27 protein-coding genes and 2 pseudogenes are annotated in these 19833 nt (G+C 34.5%); 17 read left to right on the forward strand and 12 right to left on the reverse strand.

What is annotated here, in order from left to right:
- The first annotated feature begins 12 nt into the window (after nucleotides 1-12).
- Genes HS129_09340 through HS129_09350 form a run of 3 tightly spaced genes read left to right on the forward strand, consistent with a single transcriptional unit; the run spans nucleotide 13 to nucleotide 3595 of the window.
- Nucleotides 13-1971 carry a hypothetical protein gene (locus HS129_09340; protein ID MBE7412248.1) on the forward strand — a complete coding sequence of 653 codons (1959 nt, stop codon included), beginning with the start codon at nucleotides 13-15 and terminating at the stop codon, nucleotides 1969-1971.
- A gap of 36 nt (nucleotides 1972-2007) precedes the next feature.
- Nucleotides 2008-2802 carry an ABC transporter ATP-binding protein gene (locus HS129_09345; protein MBE7412249.1) on the forward strand — a complete coding sequence of 265 codons (795 nt, stop codon included), beginning with the start codon at nucleotides 2008-2010 and terminating at the stop codon, nucleotides 2800-2802.
- Nucleotides 2803-2836: 34 nt separating this feature from the next.
- The gene (locus HS129_09350; GenBank protein ID MBE7412250.1) at nucleotides 2837-3595 is read left to right on the forward strand and encodes an MCE family protein; all 759 of its coding nucleotides are present in this window, start codon (nucleotides 2837-2839) and stop codon (nucleotides 3593-3595) included.
- Nucleotides 3596-3606: 11 nt separating this feature from the next.
- On the opposite strand, the gene HS129_09355 is transcribed toward HS129_09350, so the two are convergent.
- From HS129_09355 to HS129_09365, 3 genes are all read right to left on the reverse strand, one after another.
- On the reverse strand, nucleotides 3607-4161 hold the full coding sequence (locus HS129_09355; GenBank protein ID MBE7412251.1) for an NAD(P)H-dependent oxidoreductase: 555 nt from the start codon (nucleotides 4159-4161) through the stop codon (nucleotides 3607-3609).
- A 975-nt stretch (nucleotides 4162-5136) separates the two neighbouring features.
- Complete coding sequence (locus tag HS129_09360) at nucleotides 5137-5520, reverse strand: PIN domain-containing protein (GenBank protein ID MBE7412252.1); 384 nt, start codon at nucleotides 5518-5520, stop codon at nucleotides 5137-5139.
- Nucleotides 5517-5708, reverse strand: a complete 192-nt coding sequence (locus tag HS129_09365; protein MBE7412253.1) for a type II toxin-antitoxin system VapB family antitoxin — start codon at nucleotides 5706-5708, stop codon at nucleotides 5517-5519. Before HS129_09365 ends, HS129_09360 begins: the two co-directional genes overlap by 4 nt.
- Nucleotides 5709-6071: 363 nt before the next feature.
- Here HS129_09365 and HS129_09370 point away from each other — a divergent pair, with 363 nt between their 5' ends.
- Nucleotides 6072-6311, forward strand: a complete 240-nt coding sequence (locus HS129_09370; protein ID MBE7412254.1) for a hypothetical protein — start codon at nucleotides 6072-6074, stop codon at nucleotides 6309-6311.
- 76 nt (nucleotides 6312-6387) lie between these two features.
- Here HS129_09370 and HS129_09375 read toward each other — a convergent pair whose 3' ends face one another.
- Complete coding sequence (locus tag HS129_09375) at nucleotides 6388-6831, reverse strand: hypothetical protein (protein MBE7412255.1); 444 nt, start codon at nucleotides 6829-6831, stop codon at nucleotides 6388-6390.
- A gap of 365 nt (nucleotides 6832-7196) precedes the next feature.
- Between HS129_09375 and HS129_09380 the strand changes: the two genes are divergently transcribed.
- The 4 genes from HS129_09380 to HS129_09395 all read left to right on the forward strand — a co-directional run bounded on the left by HS129_09380 (nucleotide 7197) and on the right by HS129_09395 (nucleotide 9666).
- Entirely contained in the window at nucleotides 7197-8228 is a 1032-nt protein-coding gene (locus tag HS129_09380) for a putative Ig domain-containing protein (GenBank protein ID MBE7412256.1), read from the forward strand.
- 444 nt (nucleotides 8229-8672) lie between these two features.
- Nucleotides 8673-8870, forward strand: a complete 198-nt coding sequence (locus HS129_09385) for a hypothetical protein (GenBank protein MBE7412257.1) — start codon at nucleotides 8673-8675, stop codon at nucleotides 8868-8870.
- Nucleotides 8871-8996: 126 nt separating this feature from the next.
- Entirely contained in the window at nucleotides 8997-9095 is a 99-nt protein-coding gene (locus tag HS129_09390) for a transposase (protein ID MBE7412258.1), read from the forward strand.
- A gap of 163 nt (nucleotides 9096-9258) precedes the next feature.
- Nucleotides 9259-9666: a transposase gene (locus tag HS129_09395; protein ID MBE7412259.1), complete on the forward strand. Its 408-nt coding sequence runs from the start codon at nucleotides 9259-9261 to the stop codon at nucleotides 9664-9666.
- 270 nt (nucleotides 9667-9936) lie between these two features.
- On the opposite strand, the gene HS129_09400 is transcribed toward HS129_09395, so the two are convergent.
- Nucleotides 9937-10104, reverse strand: coding sequence for a hypothetical protein (locus HS129_09400; protein ID MBE7412260.1), 168 nt, complete (start codon nucleotides 10102-10104; stop codon nucleotides 9937-9939).
- Nucleotides 10105-10161: 57 nt separating this feature from the next.
- Between HS129_09400 and HS129_09405 the strand changes: the two genes are divergently transcribed.
- From HS129_09405 to HS129_09425, 5 genes and pseudogenes are all read left to right on the forward strand, one after another.
- On the forward strand, nucleotides 10162-10308 hold the full coding sequence (locus HS129_09405) for a hypothetical protein (GenBank protein ID MBE7412261.1): 147 nt from the start codon (nucleotides 10162-10164) through the stop codon (nucleotides 10306-10308).
- Nucleotides 10301-10600 (forward strand): hypothetical protein, encoded by a 300-nt coding sequence (locus HS129_09410; GenBank protein ID MBE7412262.1) that lies wholly within the window; start codon nucleotides 10301-10303, stop codon nucleotides 10598-10600. Before HS129_09405 ends, HS129_09410 begins: the two co-directional genes overlap by 8 nt.
- A 116-nt stretch (nucleotides 10601-10716) precedes the next feature.
- Entirely contained in the window at nucleotides 10717-11010 is a 294-nt protein-coding gene (locus tag HS129_09415) for a nucleotidyltransferase family protein (protein ID MBE7412263.1), read from the forward strand.
- Nucleotides 11003-11374 (forward strand): annotated as a pseudogene (locus HS129_09420) (DUF86 domain-containing protein). Before HS129_09415 ends, HS129_09420 begins: the two are co-directional and overlap by 8 nt.
- A gap of 140 nt (nucleotides 11375-11514) precedes the next feature.
- Nucleotides 11515-12722, forward strand: a pseudogene (locus HS129_09425) (IS256 family transposase).
- Nucleotides 12723-12828: 106 nt separating this feature from the next.
- On the opposite strand, the gene HS129_09430 reads toward HS129_09425, so the two are convergent.
- The 4 genes from HS129_09430 to HS129_09445 form a co-directional block, all read right to left on the reverse strand.
- Nucleotides 12829-13038, reverse strand: coding sequence for a transposase (locus HS129_09430; protein MBE7412264.1), 210 nt, complete (start codon nucleotides 13036-13038; stop codon nucleotides 12829-12831).
- Complete coding sequence (locus HS129_09435) at nucleotides 12966-13235, reverse strand: hypothetical protein (protein ID MBE7412265.1); 270 nt, start codon at nucleotides 13233-13235, stop codon at nucleotides 12966-12968. The genes HS129_09430 and HS129_09435 overlap by 73 nt, the downstream gene beginning before the upstream one ends.
- 48 nt (nucleotides 13236-13283) lie before the next feature.
- Nucleotides 13284-13745 carry a transposase gene (locus tag HS129_09440; GenBank protein MBE7412266.1) on the reverse strand — a complete coding sequence of 154 codons (462 nt, stop codon included), beginning with the start codon at nucleotides 13743-13745 and terminating at the stop codon, nucleotides 13284-13286.
- 243 nt (nucleotides 13746-13988) lie between these two features.
- Nucleotides 13989-14525 (reverse strand): Uma2 family endonuclease, encoded by a 537-nt coding sequence (locus HS129_09445; protein MBE7412267.1) that lies wholly within the window; start codon nucleotides 14523-14525, stop codon nucleotides 13989-13991.
- A 413-nt stretch (nucleotides 14526-14938) separates the two neighbouring features.
- Between HS129_09445 and serC the strand changes: the two genes are divergently transcribed.
- Genes serC through HS129_09465 form a run of 4 tightly spaced genes read left to right on the forward strand, consistent with a single transcriptional unit; the run spans nucleotide 14939 to nucleotide 18715 of the window.
- Nucleotides 14939-16036 (forward strand): 3-phosphoserine/phosphohydroxythreonine transaminase, encoded by a 1098-nt coding sequence (gene serC / locus HS129_09450; GenBank protein ID MBE7412268.1) that lies wholly within the window; start codon nucleotides 14939-14941, stop codon nucleotides 16034-16036.
- Nucleotides 16037-16068: 32 nt separating this feature from the next.
- Entirely contained in the window at nucleotides 16069-16677 is a 609-nt protein-coding gene (locus HS129_09455) for a hypothetical protein (GenBank protein ID MBE7412269.1), read from the forward strand.
- A gap of 28 nt (nucleotides 16678-16705) precedes the next feature.
- Nucleotides 16706-17134, forward strand: coding sequence for a ribose 5-phosphate isomerase B (rpiB, locus tag HS129_09460; GenBank protein ID MBE7412270.1), 429 nt, complete (start codon nucleotides 16706-16708; stop codon nucleotides 17132-17134).
- Nucleotides 17135-17137: 3 nt separating this feature from the next.
- The gene (locus HS129_09465; protein MBE7412271.1) at nucleotides 17138-18715 is read left to right on the forward strand and encodes a hypothetical protein; all 1578 of its coding nucleotides are present in this window, start codon (nucleotides 17138-17140) and stop codon (nucleotides 18713-18715) included.
- On the opposite strand, the gene HS129_09470 is transcribed toward HS129_09465, so the two are convergent.
- From HS129_09470 to HS129_09480, 3 genes are read right to left on the reverse strand one after another with little or no spacing between them, the layout of a single operon-like run.
- Nucleotides 18683-19087, reverse strand: coding sequence for a hypothetical protein (locus tag HS129_09470; GenBank protein ID MBE7412272.1), 405 nt, complete (start codon nucleotides 19085-19087; stop codon nucleotides 18683-18685). The two genes, HS129_09465 and HS129_09470, sit on opposite strands and share 33 nt — an antisense overlap.
- Nucleotides 19084-19278, reverse strand: a complete 195-nt coding sequence (locus HS129_09475) for a CopG family transcriptional regulator (GenBank protein MBE7412273.1) — start codon at nucleotides 19276-19278, stop codon at nucleotides 19084-19086. The genes HS129_09470 and HS129_09475 overlap by 4 nt, the downstream gene beginning before the upstream one ends.
- A complete protein-coding gene (locus HS129_09480) occupies nucleotides 19278-19760 on the reverse strand; it encodes a tetratricopeptide repeat protein (protein MBE7412274.1) in 483 nt (160 codons plus the stop codon). Before HS129_09480 ends, HS129_09475 begins: the two co-directional genes overlap by 1 nt.
- Between the last annotated feature and the right edge of the window lie 73 nt (nucleotides 19761-19833).

Consider the following 19833-nt stretch of genomic DNA (forward strand, 5'->3'; position numbering starts at 1 on the left):
CCGACAAATTGTATGATACCTTTCAAAAAAATAGGGAAAATCTCCACGTGGAAAAAATTGGTCGCCTTAGGGTTGATTGCAACCTTATCCGTTTTCACAATTCTTTATGTTTCGATTTTAATAGACAGAGAATTGTACAAAAATTTAATATTAGAAACAATTAAAAAATCAATAGACTATCAAATAAACGCAGAGCATTCTGCACTTGTTTTGTTTCCCAGACCAGAGTTAAGAATATCCGAAATCACAATCCATAAAAACAAAGATGAACAATTACCATTTGCAAGGATTGGAGAGATGCAAGTTGTATTTTCTTGGATGAGTTTAATTTTTCGGAAAATCCAAATTTCTGAAATTGAAATCAGAAATGGATCAATTCAGATTTTTCAAAATGAAAAAGTACAACCCAACAGTGCTCCAACACAAAATTCTCTACTAAGGAGTAATTCTTTTTTAAAATTAGTTTCCATAAAAAATCTTTCTATGGAGAATATCAATCTAGAATACAACACAGTAAATTCATCCGAAATAAAAAAACTGTACATTCACAAATCTCAGTTAAAAATTCTTGATTACTTCCAATCCTTTAAACTCGACTTTTTTGGAAAATTGGATAACAATAAATTGGAGATACATGGCAATTTTAGCTTCAAAAATAAAACGTGGGATTATGCTTCCTTAATGGGAAACATGCAAATTGATGCAGAAGATTTTGATCTTTCCTATTTTAATAAATACCTGAAAATTTTTTATAATGGAAATTTTACAAATTCTAAAATCAGCATCAATTCCTACTTAGAAAAATCAACCCCGGACACTCTTCATGTAAAAATTAAAAATGCCACACTTTCCGACTTTGGACTCGCAGGACAGAATTACCTTCCACAAATTCGAATCACTTCTGATTTTGACTACAACCATAAAACCTTGTCATTTGTATTTTATTCTATATTTGCAGACCAACCCGGTATTTTTAAAGGAAGAGGAAATGGTGTACTAAAGCTACACGCAGATGAAAATCTTTCTATCAATGCAACAAGCGATTTTTTAAATTTTGACGGACTAATGAAACTCATTAAACTTTTTAATTTTAATGCTTCAGGATTAAAAAAAAATCAAAACTTTATCGCAAACTACAAACTCTCACTTTCCAACTTAAAAATCTGGGGATTTTCTATTAATAAAGGAAAAATAGAACTTCGCTCAATTAATAAAATCTATTTTGTAAATAGATTGGAGGCAGAATTTTTCAATGGGGAGATTATCGGTCATGGTAAAATGAGTTTCGATCATATACCGGTTTATGATTTTGAAATTGCGTATTCATCCGTAGATACAGAAAAATTTCTTGCTCACTACACAAAAGACAAATACATCACCGGTCAGTTTGAAGGGATTGTAAAGGTTTCTTTAGTAGGCAAAACTACCCAAGAACTTTTTCGGACATTAAGAGCAAATGGAAGTTTTACGATTTACAAAGGAGAACTACTCGGATACGCCAATATTGTTAAGCCTATCGCATCCGTAGGAAAACTGATTAATATTCTCGGACCCAAAGGCAAGAGTACAGAGTTTCAATTTCTACAATCAGACTACTCTATTTCAGAAGAAGAAATTGATTTAAAAAAAATAAAAATGAAAGGAGTGGGGATTGATATTGACGGACAAGGCACAATCGGATTTAACAAAGAAATCAATATGAGATTTACTGCGGGGCTTAGCGGAATTGCAGGAAAGGCTATTAAAGTACCGGTTTTCTACAAAGGAGTCATGCCTAAAAACTGGGGCTACGTGGACCCAATCTGGCTTGCCACGGTGGCTGGTGGTGCGATCTTATCGGTTCCTGGAAGTATGTTTGGAGGTCCAATCGGAGGGGGGATTGCAGGATCAGCAGTCTATGAATATGTTAGGGGATTTTTAGATGGGGTCACCGGAATATTCACCAAAAAAAAAGAAGAAAAAAAGGAATAGATTTTCTACTACTATAATATTCAATACTCTTAACAAATGCCAAACGAAATTTTAATAGAATTAAAAAATGTTCATAAAGCCTTCGGGAAAAGACAAATCTTAAAAGGAATGAACATGGACGTTAAAAGAGGTGAAACTATGGTGATCCTCGGTCCCTCTGGCACGGGTAAGTCCGTTACACTAAAACACATCACCGGTCTATTAAACCCTGACGCGGGAGATTGCTTTATTTTCGGTGAGTCTATTTCCAAGTGCTCCGAAAAAATTCGTAGAAGCCTAAGAGCAAAAATGGGAGTACTTTTTCAATCGGGTGCTCTAATCAATTGGCTAAGCGTTTATGAAAATGTAGCCCTCCCTCTAAGAGAGCATAAAATTGCCAAAGGTGAAGAATTAGATAAAATTGTTACAGAAAAATTAAAATGGTTGGATCTTCTCCCAGCAAAAGACAACCTACCCTCTGACATTAGCGGTGGTATGAAAAAAAGAGTAGGGATCGCAAGGGCTTTGACTTCCAACCCGGAAATACTTTTGTACGACGAGCCAACCTCTGGTCTAGACCCGGTACTTTCTAATGTATTTAACGAATTAATTTTACGACTTCAAAAAGAGTTGAAAGTTACTTCCATCGTGGTTACACATGACATGGAGAGTGCTTTTAAGATTGCAAACAGAATCAGCTTTATTTATGAAGGGGTAGTTCTATTTTGTGGCTCACCTGAAGAAATTAAATCTACAAATAATGAAATTGTACAGCAATTTATAAACGGTAGAACAAAGGGCCCCATGATTTTAGATCATTCCGAAGAAGAATTAAAAAAGCAAAAGCACTAAAATGAATATTTTTTAGCCGATAATAATAGAAAGCATGAAACTCACGACAACATTACTTGTAGGCGTATTATTTTTTGGCTCAATCGGCGTGATTGCCTATTTCACGATCATCACAGAAGGTGGCCCGCTCAAAAAAGAAGGAAAGGGATTAAAGGTATATTTCCCAAATGCAGAAGGAATAAAAATCGGAAACAAGGTCACTGTCCAAGGTGTGCCTTATGGCTATGTATCCAAAGTAAGCCTAATCCAAATGGACGAAAAGGGAAATGTATTGGAAAAGGGCGAAGGTGTAATGACTAAGGTAGAAGTTTCCTTAATCTTGCAAGGCCCGGTAAAACTCTATGAAAATTATCAAATCACGATTAAAAATGAAAGCCTACTTTCCGGTAGAGTGATTGCAATAGACCCGGGTAGCGCATTCGAGGTTGACCTAAAATCAAAAGAAGTAAAACTCGGCTCAAGATCCATGCCCCCAATCGACCTAAATACTTCAGACCTAAAGCTAAAAGGAAAAACCAGCGAAGACCCATTAGTCAGTCTTTCTGAGTTGATTGCAGAAAATAGAAGCGATATTAGAAAAGCAATATCCAATGTAGCCGACATCACAGTAAAAATCAACGAAGGGAAGGGAACTCTCGGAAAACTAATCAATAACGACGAGATCCACGCAAATGTAAACACTACATTGACAGACGCTCAAATCGTACTTAGAGAGCTTAGAGAGGGCTTAGAAGATACAAGAGAACAAGCACCCGTTACGAGTTTTATAAGAGCAGCACTTAGTGCATTTTAATAAAATTCTTTCTAAGAATTGTGTTTTTCTACCCACTTTACAAAGGAGCCTAAAAATCCTTTCATAAATGTTTCTACGCTTTCATTCAACCTTGATTCTTGGTCGAGTGATGAGGCAATATTACTAACGTATGCTTCTGGTTGTTGCATCATCGGCACATCGAGAAATACCATGGATTGTCTTAAAATGTGGTTTGCACCAAAAGCGCCTAACGTCCCAGGCGTAACACTCATTACAGCACCCGGTTTACCTTGCCAGACATTTTTACCGTAAGGACGAGAGCCTACATCAATTGCATTTTTTAGCCCACCTGGAATTGACCGATTGTATTCTGGAGTAATAAATAAGACTCCATTGGAAGACAAAATTTTTTCTCGAAAGTTTTTCCATTCTACAGGTGGGGTCTCCTCATCTAAATCCTGATTGTACAATTGCAAATCTCTAATTTCTACAATCTCTAAATCCAATGTATCCGGTTTCAACCGAATCAATTCTTTGGCTAATTTTCTGCAAAAAGACTCCCTTCGTAAACTACCTACTAAAACTGAAATCTTGTATGGTTTCATTTTTTCTTCTCTCATATTTTTTCTAATCTACTAGAACTCCAAATACGGGAAAAAAACCGTATAGTCGCGTAGCTTTAGTAAAACTACACATTTATTAGACTGTTAAATTTAAATATCTAATGCAAGATTTGTGCTTTCTTAACCATTTATTCAAATGAGCTTTAAATTAATGCTTAAAGAATAACTTTTTTTGATATTTTTCTGGTTTCATTTGCTCAATCTATCTTGGCTCCATTCATCTGAATACGCACTGTGAAGAAGGTGTTACTACAGTTGGTTGAATATGATAAATCTCATCTTCCTGCCTGTAAATTTTAAAGATCATTTTTATGAAAATATAGAAGCAGAAGCGAAAAAAAATTATTTACAAATATTACTAATACTCTCTCATAAAAATTTGTAGTAAAGGTGGGATAAGGACATACTAAATGAATTTCAAAAAGAATAAATATTTTTCTAATGTTAAAATAATCCCAGCACTATAAAAAAATGTTTTATAAAATTCTACCAAATAAGCTAATCAGAATCATACTATTTATTCTATTGTTTGCGATTTCTTTATCTGCAGAAAGTTCGGTAAGGCAATTGAAAAACTGGGAATACAGATTGGAAAAACACGGGTGAAAAAATCCATTGAACTATGGAAAGTGGATGGGAGCCTTTTTCATTTTCTTTACAGCCGGATAAAGTGAAAGCTGGAGAGATTCTTTGGGAAAGAGCGACACTTCCCGTAAGCTCAAAAGAAGAGACGCTTCGTTTTCTTTCGGTCGATCAACTTTTTCAAGTATATCTTGATGATACTCTACTGTACCACATGGGAGATCCAGAACATTCGGATGAAATGACCACGGGAAATACTTTGCATTTAGTTCGCTTACCAGTCATTAAGAATCCATCCAAGTTGTGTTTCAGGCTATTTTCACGAACGTCAAACATAGGATTGAATGGAAAAGTTAGTATTGGTTTAGGACAAAATCACTTAGCGAATCTATTTAAAGAAGAAATCTTAAAACTAATTTTTTCTGCAATTTTTTTTAAGTTTTTATCTTTTGTATAAATTTTAGATTTGGAAATCAATGCACTCGATAAAAGATGAGCGTCAACCCATCCAATTCCTTTTCCTGATAAATTATATTTCTGAATTGTAAAAATAACTTCTTTTTGCGTTGCTACAATTGTCTTAGATAAATGAGACAACTCCAGCAGAAATTTTTCTTTATTCTTCATTGTCCCTAAAATCAATTCACCAATGATAAACGGATGAGTTACAATTTCAGAATTTCGAAGAAGTTCAACTAATAGGATATCTGTTTTATGGAGATGATCAATCCAAACAGAGGTATCTACCAGAACTTTCAATGTCTGCGTTTTCTTTTTACTGCTTTTGCTTTAGGATCACTTCCTCCCAGAAGTATCAACCTTTCCTTGGATTTCTCTCGGATCAGTGCCTTTAGACCTTCCTGAACTAACCGAGTTTTCTCTTCAATTCCAGAATAAAGTTTAGCCTCCTTTAATAGTTCATCAGAAATGTAAAGAGATGTTTTCATAAGACAAAGATGCCTTATATATAGGGTGTGTCAAGGAGTATTATGGGAAATAGTATTTTAGAACACAGGGAAAGGTTTTTATACGACCAGCCAGCAAAAAAGCCGGCAAAAAAATATTTGGAGGAAAAATTTGTTAAAAGCCAGCAGATAATATACTAAATTTGTTAATTTCCAAAAAAAAATTGCACTTTTGTTACTTAAGTAACAGGTTTTTTGCATTTTTTTTGCAATCTCATACCAAGGAAGGATGGACATTTCTTGTGTTTTATGGTTATGATTTCATTTTTTCAAATATACCTCTGGTTTTCTAATTCATTCTTATTACAGTTCAGGATTATTCTTCCATTAACCCCGACAACTTTAATGCCTATTTATACGAGGCTTGTATCAGAATTTGGGCTTACTCAAACTGAAGCAAAAATCTGCAACATGATCTATTTAGGTAAAACGAGTGAAGAAATTCGTGAAGAATTGGATATACAGTTATCAACGTTAAAAACCCACAGAAAAAGTATCTATCGAAAAACAATCGAACGCTACACAATAAAAGAAGAAGAAAAATCGACAGACAATAGCAAGCAACAAAAGCTAATTTTTTTTTGATGGACATGAAAAAAAATTCACCTCGCAAATAATAATATGAATTTTCTAGAATCGGACAATCTTAAAAAAACTATCCTTAAAAAACCTTGGCGCTAAGAATGCCCAGAAGAAGTGCCTGCATGATTCCAACTAGAGACAAAAAAATTCCAAAAGTCCATTGCATGAATGAGAAACGTTTATCCATCTGGTGGATCAAATCATCAAATCGCTTGTCAACCTGCTCAAAACGTTTATCAACTTGCTCAAAACGTTTATCCATCTGATGAATCAAATCGTCAAAACGCTTGTCCATCTGCTCAAAACGTTTATTCATTGTAGAAAATCCATTTCTCATCTCTTGAATCAAAAGTGCAATGTCGTGGTTTCTGGGAACATTAGATTCTAAACTCAGGTAGTCTTTTTGGATGGTTACAAGTACATCGGAAAGATTTTCTTCTGCCTCATCAAACGAGCCTTTCTGTAATTGTGAAACGATTACATGAACTTTTTTTCGAGTCTCTTCTATCGTTAATGAGGCCATAGTCTTTAAATAAAGAAGTTTTCCAATTTGTCAAGACAATTTATATACATTTGTTTAGAAAAAATATTACAATATTTTAATCTTAAAGTTGATAGCCGAAATCATGCAATCTCGTGGACAATAATTCATCGAAAACAGAAAAAACTAAATTTGAAAGAAATTTATATGAAATTTCCAAAAAAAAATTGCACTTTTGTTACTTAAGTAACAGGTTTTTCGCATTTTTTTTTCTCATCTCATACCAAGGGGGGATGGATATTTTTTGTACCCTATGGTAAAATTCGTAAAATTTAAAAAAGGAGAATCTATCCTTGTCGTCAACAGTGGGCTTTAGCCCACTGCCTAATAGGCATAGATTAAAAAACATGAACACAACTATACAAATGTCCCCGGTAAAAAAAAGTATTTCAGACAGAAAATTAAAAATTTATAATAGACAAGTCAAGACAAATTTCTTTGTATTTGCAATTTCACTGGGATTTGTTTTTAGCTTTATTCCAAACTGCATTCAAAATTTAACAAAGTGTCCTGCTGAAACTTTGACTCTGAAAACAGAGTGTCCAAAAGAAAATAATCTAGGAATTCTCGCATTGCTTGGTCTTGCAGGAACTGGAACAAGTACGGGTACATCGACTTCGACCGGTACAAGCACGGAAACCCCGACTGGTTCTAGTACAGGAATAGCTCCTTCAAATCTCATATATTCCGGTTCTCCGTTTGCATTTACGAATGGATTAGCAATTACGACCCAAACTCCTGCTGTAACGGGTACAGTCACAAGTTGCACGTCCAGCCCTGCTTTGCCAACGGGACTCAGTATAAATGCAACAACCTGCGCGATAAGCGGAACTCCAACGGTAAATCAAAGTGCTACAAGCTACACAATTACTGCGAGTAATGCTTATGGAAATACAACTGCAAGTATTAATATTTTAGTAAATATAGCCCCTCCTTCAAATCTCACTTATTCCGGTTCTCCGTTTGCATTTACGAATGGATTAGCAATTACGACCCAAACTCCTGCTGTAACGGGTACAGTCACAAGTTGCACGTCCAGCCCTGCTTTGCCAACGGGACTCAGTATAAATGCAACAACCTGTGCGATAAGCGGAACTCCAACGGTAAATCAAGGTGCTACAAGCTACACAATTACAGCAAGTAATGCGTATGGAAGCACAAATGCTGGTATTAATATTACTGTAAATCCCGGAACTCCAACTATTACAGTTATTTCTAGCATTAGTAAGGATGCAAGTGGCACGAGTAATGATCGATTTACGTCTTACGCATATTCGAATAATGGATACACTGTTACTAAAACACAATATACGGGAAGCACAACAAGTTCGGGATTAATATATGCTGTAATTATTGATACTTATGATATCGCGACATAATTATTATTGAGTCGAGCAACTGATGTTTCATCTGGTTCAGCCTCTGATTCGCTACTATCTTTTTCTTATTCGTCCGGGCGCATAACTCAAATGACAATAAGAATCGGTGGATACACTTTGGCGACCCGATTTTTCAATCACATACCTGGAATATGATGGTTCTGGAAATATCACTTGCGGGCGTAGTATTGATGGAACCGACGTAACATCAAGTGTCATAAAATATACTTATAATGCGTTTAATTTAAAAACGACGCAAACAATTGGTCTTGCCCCCTAAAACTGGAATACAAAAAAAGGGGATAAAGGAGACTTGATAATATGATAAGAAGAAATAACTATGGCAAAGAATTTAAGGAAAAAATAGTAATGGAAATTTTGTCGGGCAGAGTTCCGTTTCGCAAATAGCTCAAAGGAAAAGGTAAATCCTCAAACAATCCGAAATTGAGAAATGAGATAGATACAGGAAAGTTTGAACAAAATAATCAAACCGAATTTGCTTTAAGGAAACGAGTCGCAGAATTGGAAGGTGCACTTGCCAACCTTGCGTTAGATAATCACATTTTAAAAAGCCCAAAAAATATCTGCAAGACTGGAAGCAAAAAGAGAAATTATCAGGAAGTATCTCGCACCAGAATTTGAATTGTAAAAGCTGTAAAGCTTTGGAGATCAGTATCTCTTCCTTTATTACCAATCGGATGCAAAGATTAAAAAAGAAAACAGGAGGATAAGCAACTAATAGAAAAGATTGAAGCATATCTGGATTTAATGCCTCAATCAGGTTACAGGTCTGTCACTTATTTTCTGAGAAATGATATGAAAATCAATCATAAGCGAGTTTACAGGATCATGCATGAAAACCTTTAAAATGCAGTCCGAAGAGGGCTTATCATCATGCGACCACGGATTCAAAACATAACCTGAAAAATATCCAAATCTTCTTAAGGACAAGTCAATTAATCATGCACGAGTAATAGTTGGTGATGTTACTTTTTGATGTTCAGGGGAAAATCATTATCTGGCATCACTAATGGATATGGAAAACAGAGAGGTCATCGGACGAGCTGTTTCTGATAAACTTAATAGTGAACTTGTCAGGTCTGCATTTGAGTCGGCTCTCATGAACAGAGGAAGTCTCGAAGGTTACATTCATCATACTGATTCTGATAGAAGATATTGTTCGCATGAATATATAGAACTTCTGAACAATTCCAAAATACAAATTTCAATGTGTCTTGGTAATGCATATGAAAATGCACACGCAGAATCTTTTAATAAAACTATCAAGTATCAAGAGATAAATATCTCCTGTTATGCTGATAAAATTGAAGAAATTAAAAGTATTTTTCAATTTATTGATCGGTACAATTCAATCAGACCTCATTCAGCTTTAGGAGGACTATCTCCTCTGCAATTTAAAAATAAACAAAAAATATGATTTTTTTCTTTACAGTTTTAGGGGGGCACTTCAAATTTATCTTGCAGGAAACTGCTCTTCCCCAAGTTCATTTAGTAGCCTAACGAATTATTCTTATGATGGAAGTAATAATCTATCATGCGCATGGGGTAGCGGGCTCATTGAAAAATATCCGAGTTATGACAGTCACGGCTATCAACTATCATACAATATGTATTCGAGCGGTTCCTGTGCGAGTCCGACTTCCTTAATTGCCAGTACCTCTTATACATATTCATATTCTGGTAGCAATCAGGTATGCAACAGTGCAAATACCGGATCGTCGGTGAATGTGAATTCATATGGAATAAGCGGCTCTATCGCAAATTCGTATCTCCAATATAGTGCTGGTAATTGTTCAAGTCCGTCAGCGTTAGTTTCTACATCAAATTTATCTACTACAACGATAAATAGTAACAATAATTCAATAATTGCCAGTTTTAATTCAACGAAAAGCGCCTATTCGGATTTTGCGCCGTGAAAATTCATTTTGCTTATGGTCAATTGGGGCTTATGAGTATTGAAAAAATTATTTCCGCAGGCTTGAAAAAGGTCTGCGGTAAGCGTCAAATAATCCCATCTTCTATAAAAATAAATACTATGCTATTCTACAAGAATGAATAAAAAAGAAAATTGGAACGAGATCATCAAAAAGTGGAAAGAAAGCGGGAACAGTCAAGCTGGATTTTGCAGAGAGAAATCGATCAGCCTACCAGCTTTTGGATATCACTACAGAAAGGAAGCTGTATCGATATCTAAAAATGGATTCATTGAGATACCGATAAAAACAAAAGAAACAGGCAACTCATCTTTGAGTCTTGAAATTTCTCAAAATGGCGAAATAATAATCCAAATTAAGCAGGGGAATCAAAAAAACTGCATTATCCTATACAGTGGGTTTAAACCCACTGTCTAATCAGGATATGGTCGTTAGTTGCAGGAATTATTGTGTCTGTTTAAAAAAATAATCCTCTAAATTAATCTCTTGAAATTTTAGACGGAATTATTATCATTTATTGAGCTCAAAAAAAGATGACTCCTGATAAAAACAAAATTCTATTAACGATAAGAAAAAATATTATAGAATTATCCAAAAAATATTCCGTCACACGTATTGGTATTTTCGGATCGATTGCAAGAGATCAGGCAACCAGCAAATCTGATATTGATATCGTAGTGGAAATGGAACCTGATTTGTTCAAGCGTGCTTCTTTAAAGTATGAACTTGAAAATCTTTTAGGAACCAACGTCGATGTTATCCGTTATTCAAATAGAATGAATCCTCACTTAAAAAAAAGAATCGACCTGGAAGCTTTGTATGTATGATCAAGATCTTCTATCGCAATTGGTTGAGCAAGTCGAAGAATCCATAAGAAGAGTGGAAAGAAGATCAGCCAATATTCATGCTTCTGAAGACTTCATACAAAGCGATGAGGGTCTTGATCTGCTTGATTCAATTGCCATGATGCTGATTTCCATAGGCGAAAATATTAAGAATACCGATAAAATTACTGATGGAAAGATATTATCAAAATATCCAGAAATACACTGACCTGGAGTGAAAGGTGTCAGGGATATACTTGCACATGATTATTTCAATATTGACCCCGATGAGATCTTTGCAATATGTAAAAACGACCTCGACAAATTAAAAGAAACCATTGGGAAAATACGGGAAGAAAACCTTTAATCCATCTGCCCCAAAATCGGTAAAACTTTTATTGGTTTTAATTGGTTTAAAGTTCTATATCTTCTTTAGAGTTTCGGTAGAAGGTGTAATTAATTTTGTGTAAATATCTTTTACTCCGAAAATAAAAGAGGGTAAAGAATATGGCAAAAACAAAATCCAGAAAAGACGAGCTCCTTGAAGAGTTGATCAAGGAATACAAAAATCCTGAAGAATTGATCGGTGAAAATGGTCTTCTGAAAGAATTAACCAAAGCTATAGTCGAGAAGGCTATGCGGCAGGAACTGACCCATGAATTGGTTATGAAAACATTCTCGGCAAAATGGTGCCGGCAATTCCCGCAATGGTTTTCGAAAAAGACTATCAAGGGCGATTTTGGAAACCTGAAATCGACGTTCCAGAGACCGGAATTCCGAATTTGAACCGAAGATAATCAAGAAAACCAGACCCATTGGAATGGATTTGATGATAAAATAATTTCTATGTATGCGCGAGGAATGACGACACGCGACATCCAGGCTCATCTTCAGGAAATCTATCAGGTTGAAGTTTCTCCTGATCTGATCTCCACAGTAACAGATGGTGTAATCGAAGAAGTAGTAAAATGGCAGACCAGACCTATTGATTCAATCTATCCGATTATTTATCTTGATGCATTGAGGGTCAAAATTAGAGACGATGGTCAGGTCAAAAACAAGGCTGTTCATATGGCTATCGGCGTCAATATGAACGGTTTAAAAGAGGTTTTGGGCTTTGGATTGAAGAAAATGAAGGATCCAAGTTCTGGCTCCAAATCCTGACTGAACTAAAAACCGTGGGTTGCAGGATATATTGATTGCCTGTGTTGATGGACTTACCGGGTTTCCGGAAGCGATTAAAACTATTTATCCAAATGCCGAAGTTCAGCTTTGTATCGTTCATATGGTCAGAAATTCTCTGAAGTATGTTTCCTTTAAAATCGAAAAGAGCTTTCATCTGACTTGAAAAAATCTATCGTGCAGTGAACGTTGAGGAAGCAAAATTAAAACTTCAGGAATTTTCTAAAAATGGATTCAAAATATCCGATGATTTCAAAATCCTGGGAAAACAGATGGAATGAGATAATTCCTTTCTTGCCTATCCGGCAGAAATCAGAAAAGTAATTTACACAACCAATGCAATCGAGTCTTTGAATATGACGCTCTGAAAAGTGATCAAAAACCGGGCTTCATTTCCCAATGATGATGCGGCAAAAAAACTGTTGTATCTGGCTCTGCAGAATGCATCAAAAAAATGGACCATGCCTATCCGGGATTGGGGTGCTGCGATTAATCAGTTTGCAATAAATTTTGAAGGGAGAATGGAAATTTAAACGGAAAAGGATTTTACACAAAATTTCCTACACCCTCTTTCGGAGACTTAGGCAGGAATTGTGTTAGTTGCAATTGAAGTGCCCCCCTAAAACTGTAAAGAAAAAATCATATTTTTTGTTTATTTTTAAATTGCAGAGGAGATAGTCCTCCTAAAGCTGAATGAGGTCTGATTGAATTGTACCGATCAATAAATTGAAAAATACTTTTGGCTGCTTCAATTTTATCAGCATAACAGGAGATATTTATCTCTTGATACTTGATAGTTTTATTAAAAGATTCTGCGTGTGCATTTTCATATGCATTACCAAGACACATTGAAATTTGTATTTTGAATTGTTCAGAAGTTCTATATATTCATGCGAACAATATCTTCTATCAGAATCAGTATGATGAATGTAACCTTCGAGACTTCCTCTGTTCATGAGAGCCGACTCAAATGCAGACCTGACAAGTTCACTATTAAGTTTATCAGAAACAGCTCGTCCGATGACCTCTCTGTTTTCCATATCCATTAGTGATGCCAGATAATGATTTTTCCCTGAACATCAAAAAAAGTAACATCACCAACTATTACTTCGTGCATGATTAATTGACTTGTCCTTAAGAAGATTTGGATATTTTTTCAGGTTATGTTTTGAATCCGTGGTCGGCATGATGATAAGCCCTCTTCGGACTGCATTTAAAAGGTTTTCATGCATGATCCTGTAAACTCGCTTATGATTGATTTTCATATCATTTCTCAGAAAATAAGTGACAGACCTGTAACCTGATTGAGGCATTAAATCCAGATATGCTTCAATCTTTTCTATTAGTTGCTTATCCTCCTGTTTCCTTTTAATCTTTGTATCCGATTGGTAATAGAAGGAAGAGATACTGATCTCCAAAGCTTTATAGCTTTTTACAATTCCAAATTCTGGTGCGAGATGCTTCCTGATAATCTCTTTTGCTTCCAGTCTTGCAGATATTTTGGCTTTTTTTAAAATGTGATTATCTAACGCAAGGTTGGTAAGTGCACCTTCCAATTCTGCGACTCGTTGTTTCCTTAAAGCAAATTCGGTTTGATTATTTTGTTCAAACTTTCCTACTCTATCTCATTTCTCCAATTTCGGATTGTTTGAGGATTTACCTTTTCCTTTGAGCTATTTGCGAAACGGAACTCTGCCCGGACAAAATTTCCATTACTATTTTTTCCTTAAATTTTTGCCATAGTTATTTCTTCTTATCATATTATCAAGTCTCCTTTATCCCCTTTTTGTATTCCAGTTTTAGGGGGCAAGACCAAATTCATTTTCAAAAATGTAAAGCGTATCCTCAAAAGATTTTTCTTTTTTCGTAAGATAGTCCCCATCTTTAGGGTTGGTATAAATTTCTATCAATTTCACATCAGGACGGATAATCCAATACTCCGGAACCTTTGCTTCCGCATACACCATTGCTTTGGCTCGGTCAATCTCCAAGGTCGTAATCGATATTTCGATTATATGAAAAGCAAATGTCGGGTGATCTGAAAAATATTTTTCAAAAGGCCCTTCTACAATTGAAATATCGGGTTCTAGTTCAGAATCGATCGTTGAAATCGGAGCTTCTTGTCTTACGATAAAATTTTTTGGTACAATTTTTCTAAGATAGGCTGAAAGTACTTCAATGAAAAAAGTATGTATCGGGGATTTGGGCATTTTTTTGATTACCTGGCCTTTGATGAGCTCGGTTGATTCTGTAGAAAGAAGATTGTGGTATTGGGAGACAGAAAAAGAAAATACATTTTTTCGGATTGCAGGGTCGTCAAGAATTGTAGTGGACATATTAAAAATTTTTGGTATTTTAGTTATTCTGTCAAGACAATTTATATACATTTGTTTAGAAAAAATTCTATCGGAAATATGGAATACGGAAAAATTTCCATTGTAGAAATTTTTTATGAAAACTTTACAATAGTCGATCCACAATCTTTTCTGACTACTGTCCATAAGAAAATTCACTCGTTTTTTAAATCTATATTAATATTGTTGATTTTGGAGAACTTGATTTGATTAAAGAAATTGCAGATTTGTTGAAATATACAAAAAAGCTGAAAGACAAAGCTCGCAAGTGAAATCGGAGTAAAAAATTCCAAGCCAAATTTTTTGTTACAACAAAGCTCTAAATAAATCCGATTCAATACACCACACCTAAAATTTGTATTTGATATAAAAATGAGTGTAGAAATTCTTTCCTCATGAGTACAATAAAAAACAAAACTTTTAATTTTAATGCAGGGCCTGCCATGCTTCCGATTGAAGTAATGGAAAAAGCAAAAGAGGAATTTCTGGATTACCAAGGTACTGGTATGTCTGTTATGGAGATGAGCCACAGAGGTACGCATTTCCATGAAATTATTGAAAGCGCTGAATCAAATCTTAGAAGATTACTGAATATCTCCGAAAACTATTCTGTTATTTTTTATCCCGGTGGTGCAACCTTACAATTTTCTGCAGTTCCGTTAAATCTGTTGAATGAAAATGAATCAGGGGACTATGCGATAACCGGTGTTTGGACTAAAAAAGCATTTCAAGAAGCCAAAAAATTTTTTCCTGTAAAGTCTATTTATGATGGCGAAATCGACAAATACAGTTCTACCCCAATTCTTCACGAGAGTCAAATTTCCAAACAGGCAAAATATGTCTTCATAACATCCAACAACACTATTTACGGGACAAGATACAAAAGTCTTCCTGTTTTTAAAAATACTCCACTTGTTGCAGATATGACGAGCGAGATTTTGAGTAGAAAGCTAAATATTGAAAACTTTGGACTTATTTTTGCAGGTGCACAAAAAAATATCGGACCCTCAGGTCTTACCATTGTAATTATCAGAAACGATTTATTGGAATACAAAAAAAAGGAAGTACCAATACTACTCGATTACAAAGTAATGGCAAAAAATAAATCTTTGTACAACACTCCACCGACTTTTGCAATTTATATGGCGAGGCTGGTTTTTGATTGGTGTATAAAAATGGGTGGAGTCGAGAAGTTAGAAGAAATCAATCAAAAAAAATCTTCAATACTTTACGAGTATATAGATTCTTCTAAACTCTATAAAGCCCCAGTACAAAAAGAAAGCCGCTCTGAAATGAATGTAGTTTTTCATATCAAGGAAAAAGATCTTGAAAAAAGTTTTGCTGACGAATCTGATAAGAATGGACTACACGGTCTTAGTGGTCATAGAGACGCGGGAGGGTTTAGAGCGTCCATTTACAATGCAATGCCGGTAGAAGGTGTTTTAAAGCTGATTGATTTTATGAAAGATTTTGAGGATAAGCACGTTGTATAACTATGTTTGCCTATAAAAGAATTTTTTTTTACTTGTTTTTTGCTGAACTTATCTATTTTACAGTTCCGCTTAACGCATCTCCGATTTTTTTAATGCTTAGAGAATCAGAAAAAGATTTATCTAAAACTATTCAAAAATGCCTTACTCAAACTTTAGATTCGACTCAAATCACCTACTACCCTCTTTCCCAAGAAAAAGATTACAAAAACTTTGCAGATAAGATGATCGAATCTGCAAGAGCCGGCTCAAAATCAAGAATAGATTCCCTGAATTGTTTAAATTCTTTTTCTTTCAACGAGGAAGAAAAAAACAAAATCCTCCAATCTATTGATATGGGTTTTGAAATTCAAAAAGACTTTTTAGAAATCTACAGAAGATGGCTGTATTCTTTTGCTCAGGATAATTTAATTACCCCCATAGACGAAAAAGAAATTGATAAATTTTACGAAGCAAAATACGATTTGTATTTACTACTACACAATAAAACAAAAGAATGGATTTTCCAAAACATCGACAACAAAGAAGAAAGTGTCTCTTCACAGTTTTATTATTTATACATTTCTCTTTTCAAACTTCACAATGAGTTTTACAACGCAATCTCCGAAGATTACAGAAATTCAATAATAAAAAAATTTCAATGAAGACAAGATAAGGGGTATAGAATATATTATGAAAGAAATCATCGGAATTGCAACTGACCATGGAGGATTTGAGCTAAAAGAATACCTGAAATCTTCTTTAAAAGATGAATGTGAGATCATAGATCTAGGAGTATTTAACGAGAATTCGGTTGACTATCCGATAATAATACGAGAGGCTTGTGAAAAATTACTCAAAAAAGAATTTTCTAGATTGATTGCGTTATGCGGAACAGGAATTGGTGCATCTATTGCAGCAAACAGACTTCATGGAATTCGTGCAGCACTCTGCCACAACGAGTTTACTGCGGAAATGTCTCGCAAGCACAATAATGCAAATGTGTTAGTGCTCGGGGGAAGGGTTTTGGAAAAAGAAATAGCTGTGAAAATTGCTAAAATTTGGTTGAAGACTTCTTTTGAAGGAGGACGACATGAAAAACGTATATCTATGCTTGGATAAAAAATGTTAAAATTCACCGTAGTATTTCTAATTCTTGCAGAAGTTCTTTTTCCGGCTGACTTCTTTTTTGGAAGTCCTAACTCAGATTTTAAAAAACTAAAACTAAACGGAATTTCTCTTGTAAAACAAAAAGACGGTCAATACAAATTAGAATTATCTAAAAGAAAAATCCCACAATCAGAATTCTTGTTAAACTTTGAAAATAAAGAAGCAAACAATTTAAGAGATGTTTTTCATCACTACACAATAGAGTCCTCATTCTACAGTGTAGAAAAATCTAATGAAAGCATTCTAGGAAAAAGAATAGCTGGATTTACGGGTAAGAATCATTTTATCTCTTTAAAAGCCGAAAAAAATACTCTACTCGGAAAAGAGTTGATTAGCGAAGATTTTTATTTCTCTCTATTTGTAAAACCGGAAATATTCGAAGGTTACAACACTATATTTTCAAAAACATATTTTTCTCGCGGGAAAAAATATTCTCTGAATTTAGAAATCGTAAAAAATAAATTATCGCTAAATATAGAAAATCTTTTTTCATTTAGATCAAAAGAAACCAAATCGTTGTATCTAAGAAGCCCAAAGACGATCAATTCTTCCAAATGGACGCATATAATTATTTTTTTTAAGATAAAAAGTGGAGAAGTTATACTCTATGAAGACGGAATCGAGTCAGTCAGAAATCATTTCCCTGATTTGGAAGGAGAAGAACCACAGCTCGGAATCCACAATAATGACACTACACCATTTATCATCGGGCAAAACTATTACGGAAAATTAGACAATTTCTTATTGAGTAAAGGATCACCTGATTTTGAAGCTACTTCAAAAAATTATTACGGATTAGAGTACGATGAACAAAATGCAACCGCCTCTCAAAAAAATGGAAAAGTATTTTCTGAAGTATATAAAACAAAATATTCAAACTCATTCATAATATCTCTATCCAAGAAATGGAATATTCCAAAAGACACTTCGTCGAATTTATTTATTAGAATATCCGATACACCTTTTTCACAGGACGACACCAACTTACAGTGGGTTAGCGAAACAAAAATATCGGAAATAAAAAAACAATCCTTTCGATACTTTCAATGGATGGCTGTACTTCGATCTAACTATTCCGGTGAAAAATCACCTTCGTTATATTCTGTATCGCTCAATTATAAAGAGACTACTCCACCCCTCTCTCCTACAGGGTTAAAAATTACGAATAGAAATCACTCTGATCTTATCTTGTGTCTCGAATGGGATGCAAACAAAGAAGAGAATGTAAAAAATGAAGGCGGATACATCGTGCACTATGGATTCAGCCCTGAAAAAATAGCAGGCACAATTTTCTACAAGAACGAGAAAAAAGAATTTATCACTTCTACAAACCTATGTATGAACAATAATCTAATCCACATAAATTCAGACCCCTCTATGGAAAAGAATCTCCCCTTTTTTGAAAAAGGAAAAACTTACTATTTTAAAGTTTCTGCTTTTAACAATAAGTTTAACCAGACTACCTCCCCCGATCAAAAAAGCTCACCTTCTAAACCTATTTCATTCAGCTTTGAAAGCAATCCTCTTGATTAAAATAAGTTTCTGATTGATACAAATTTCTCTACTTGTTAAAAATGAATCAATTTGATTACGAATACATACTGCAATTTCAAACAACAATTCTCTATCTGTGTTGTACTCAGAAAATAATTGTTCCGACAATCTGCAATCGTCAAACTCAAGTGAAAAAACCGAATCACAAAGAACTTCTAACTGTCTTAAAAAAATCGGAAGTATTTCTTGATATTTTCCCAAAATTTGGATTTTTTTTATCACATCAGCAGAAGTAAAAAACCGAGAATCCATTTTTATAAGTGAAATAAGCTCCTCTTCGATTCTTTTTTTCTTTTCTTCGCATGAAAAAAGCATATCATACACCAAATCAAAAGAGAGATAGTATTTCAATTTTTTACTAATCCTAAAATTGTTTGCAAGGCAGAAATTCTCATATAGGAAGACTTTTGTATAATTTCATTTTTTAAACTAATTCTTATCAATTCTCCGGCAGAGATATTTCGTTTTTCAGATTCATTTTTCAGTAACAACAATTCTTCGTCAGTTAAAAGTAGATGAAATCTTTTGTTTATTTTTGCCACTATCTTTCCTCCAAAAATTCTTTTTCGGCTTTCAAATAACGTCCCCAGTAAATTTTAGCATCTTGACTTTGTCCCAAGGATTCATAGATAGAAGCTATATTGTAATAGGAGCTACTTAAAGTAAAATCCAATTTTATCGCTTTTTTAAACAAGGAAATTGATTTCTCTTTCTGACCGGAAAACCATTCAGCCATCGCCCACAAAAAAAACCATTTCCCAAGAGAAGGCTCTCTTGGCCTGATATTTTGTAAAATTAAAACATACTTAGAAAAAATTTCAGATGATTTTCTATAATTGCCCTTAATCTTTTTTAATTTTTCTGTTCTCTCATAAATACCTTCCCCCGGAACAGGAGTCTCTAAATCAGTCCTGAAAAGCAAGGCTCTGGCATAAAGCAATCGTAAATAGATTTCACTCTCGTTCAACTCAAGATATTTTTCTAAATACGGAATGCTTTCAGTATTTTTATTCTCTTGTTGCAATTTTAGAATTTTTTTTTTAGCTCTTTCAGCTCAATTCTTTTAGACTCTGAGTTTAGTCCTGTAAAAGCAACCA

Source organism: Leptospiraceae bacterium (genome assembly GCA_015075105.1).
GTDB lineage: Bacteria > Spirochaetota > Leptospiria > Leptospirales > Leptospiraceae > JABWCC01.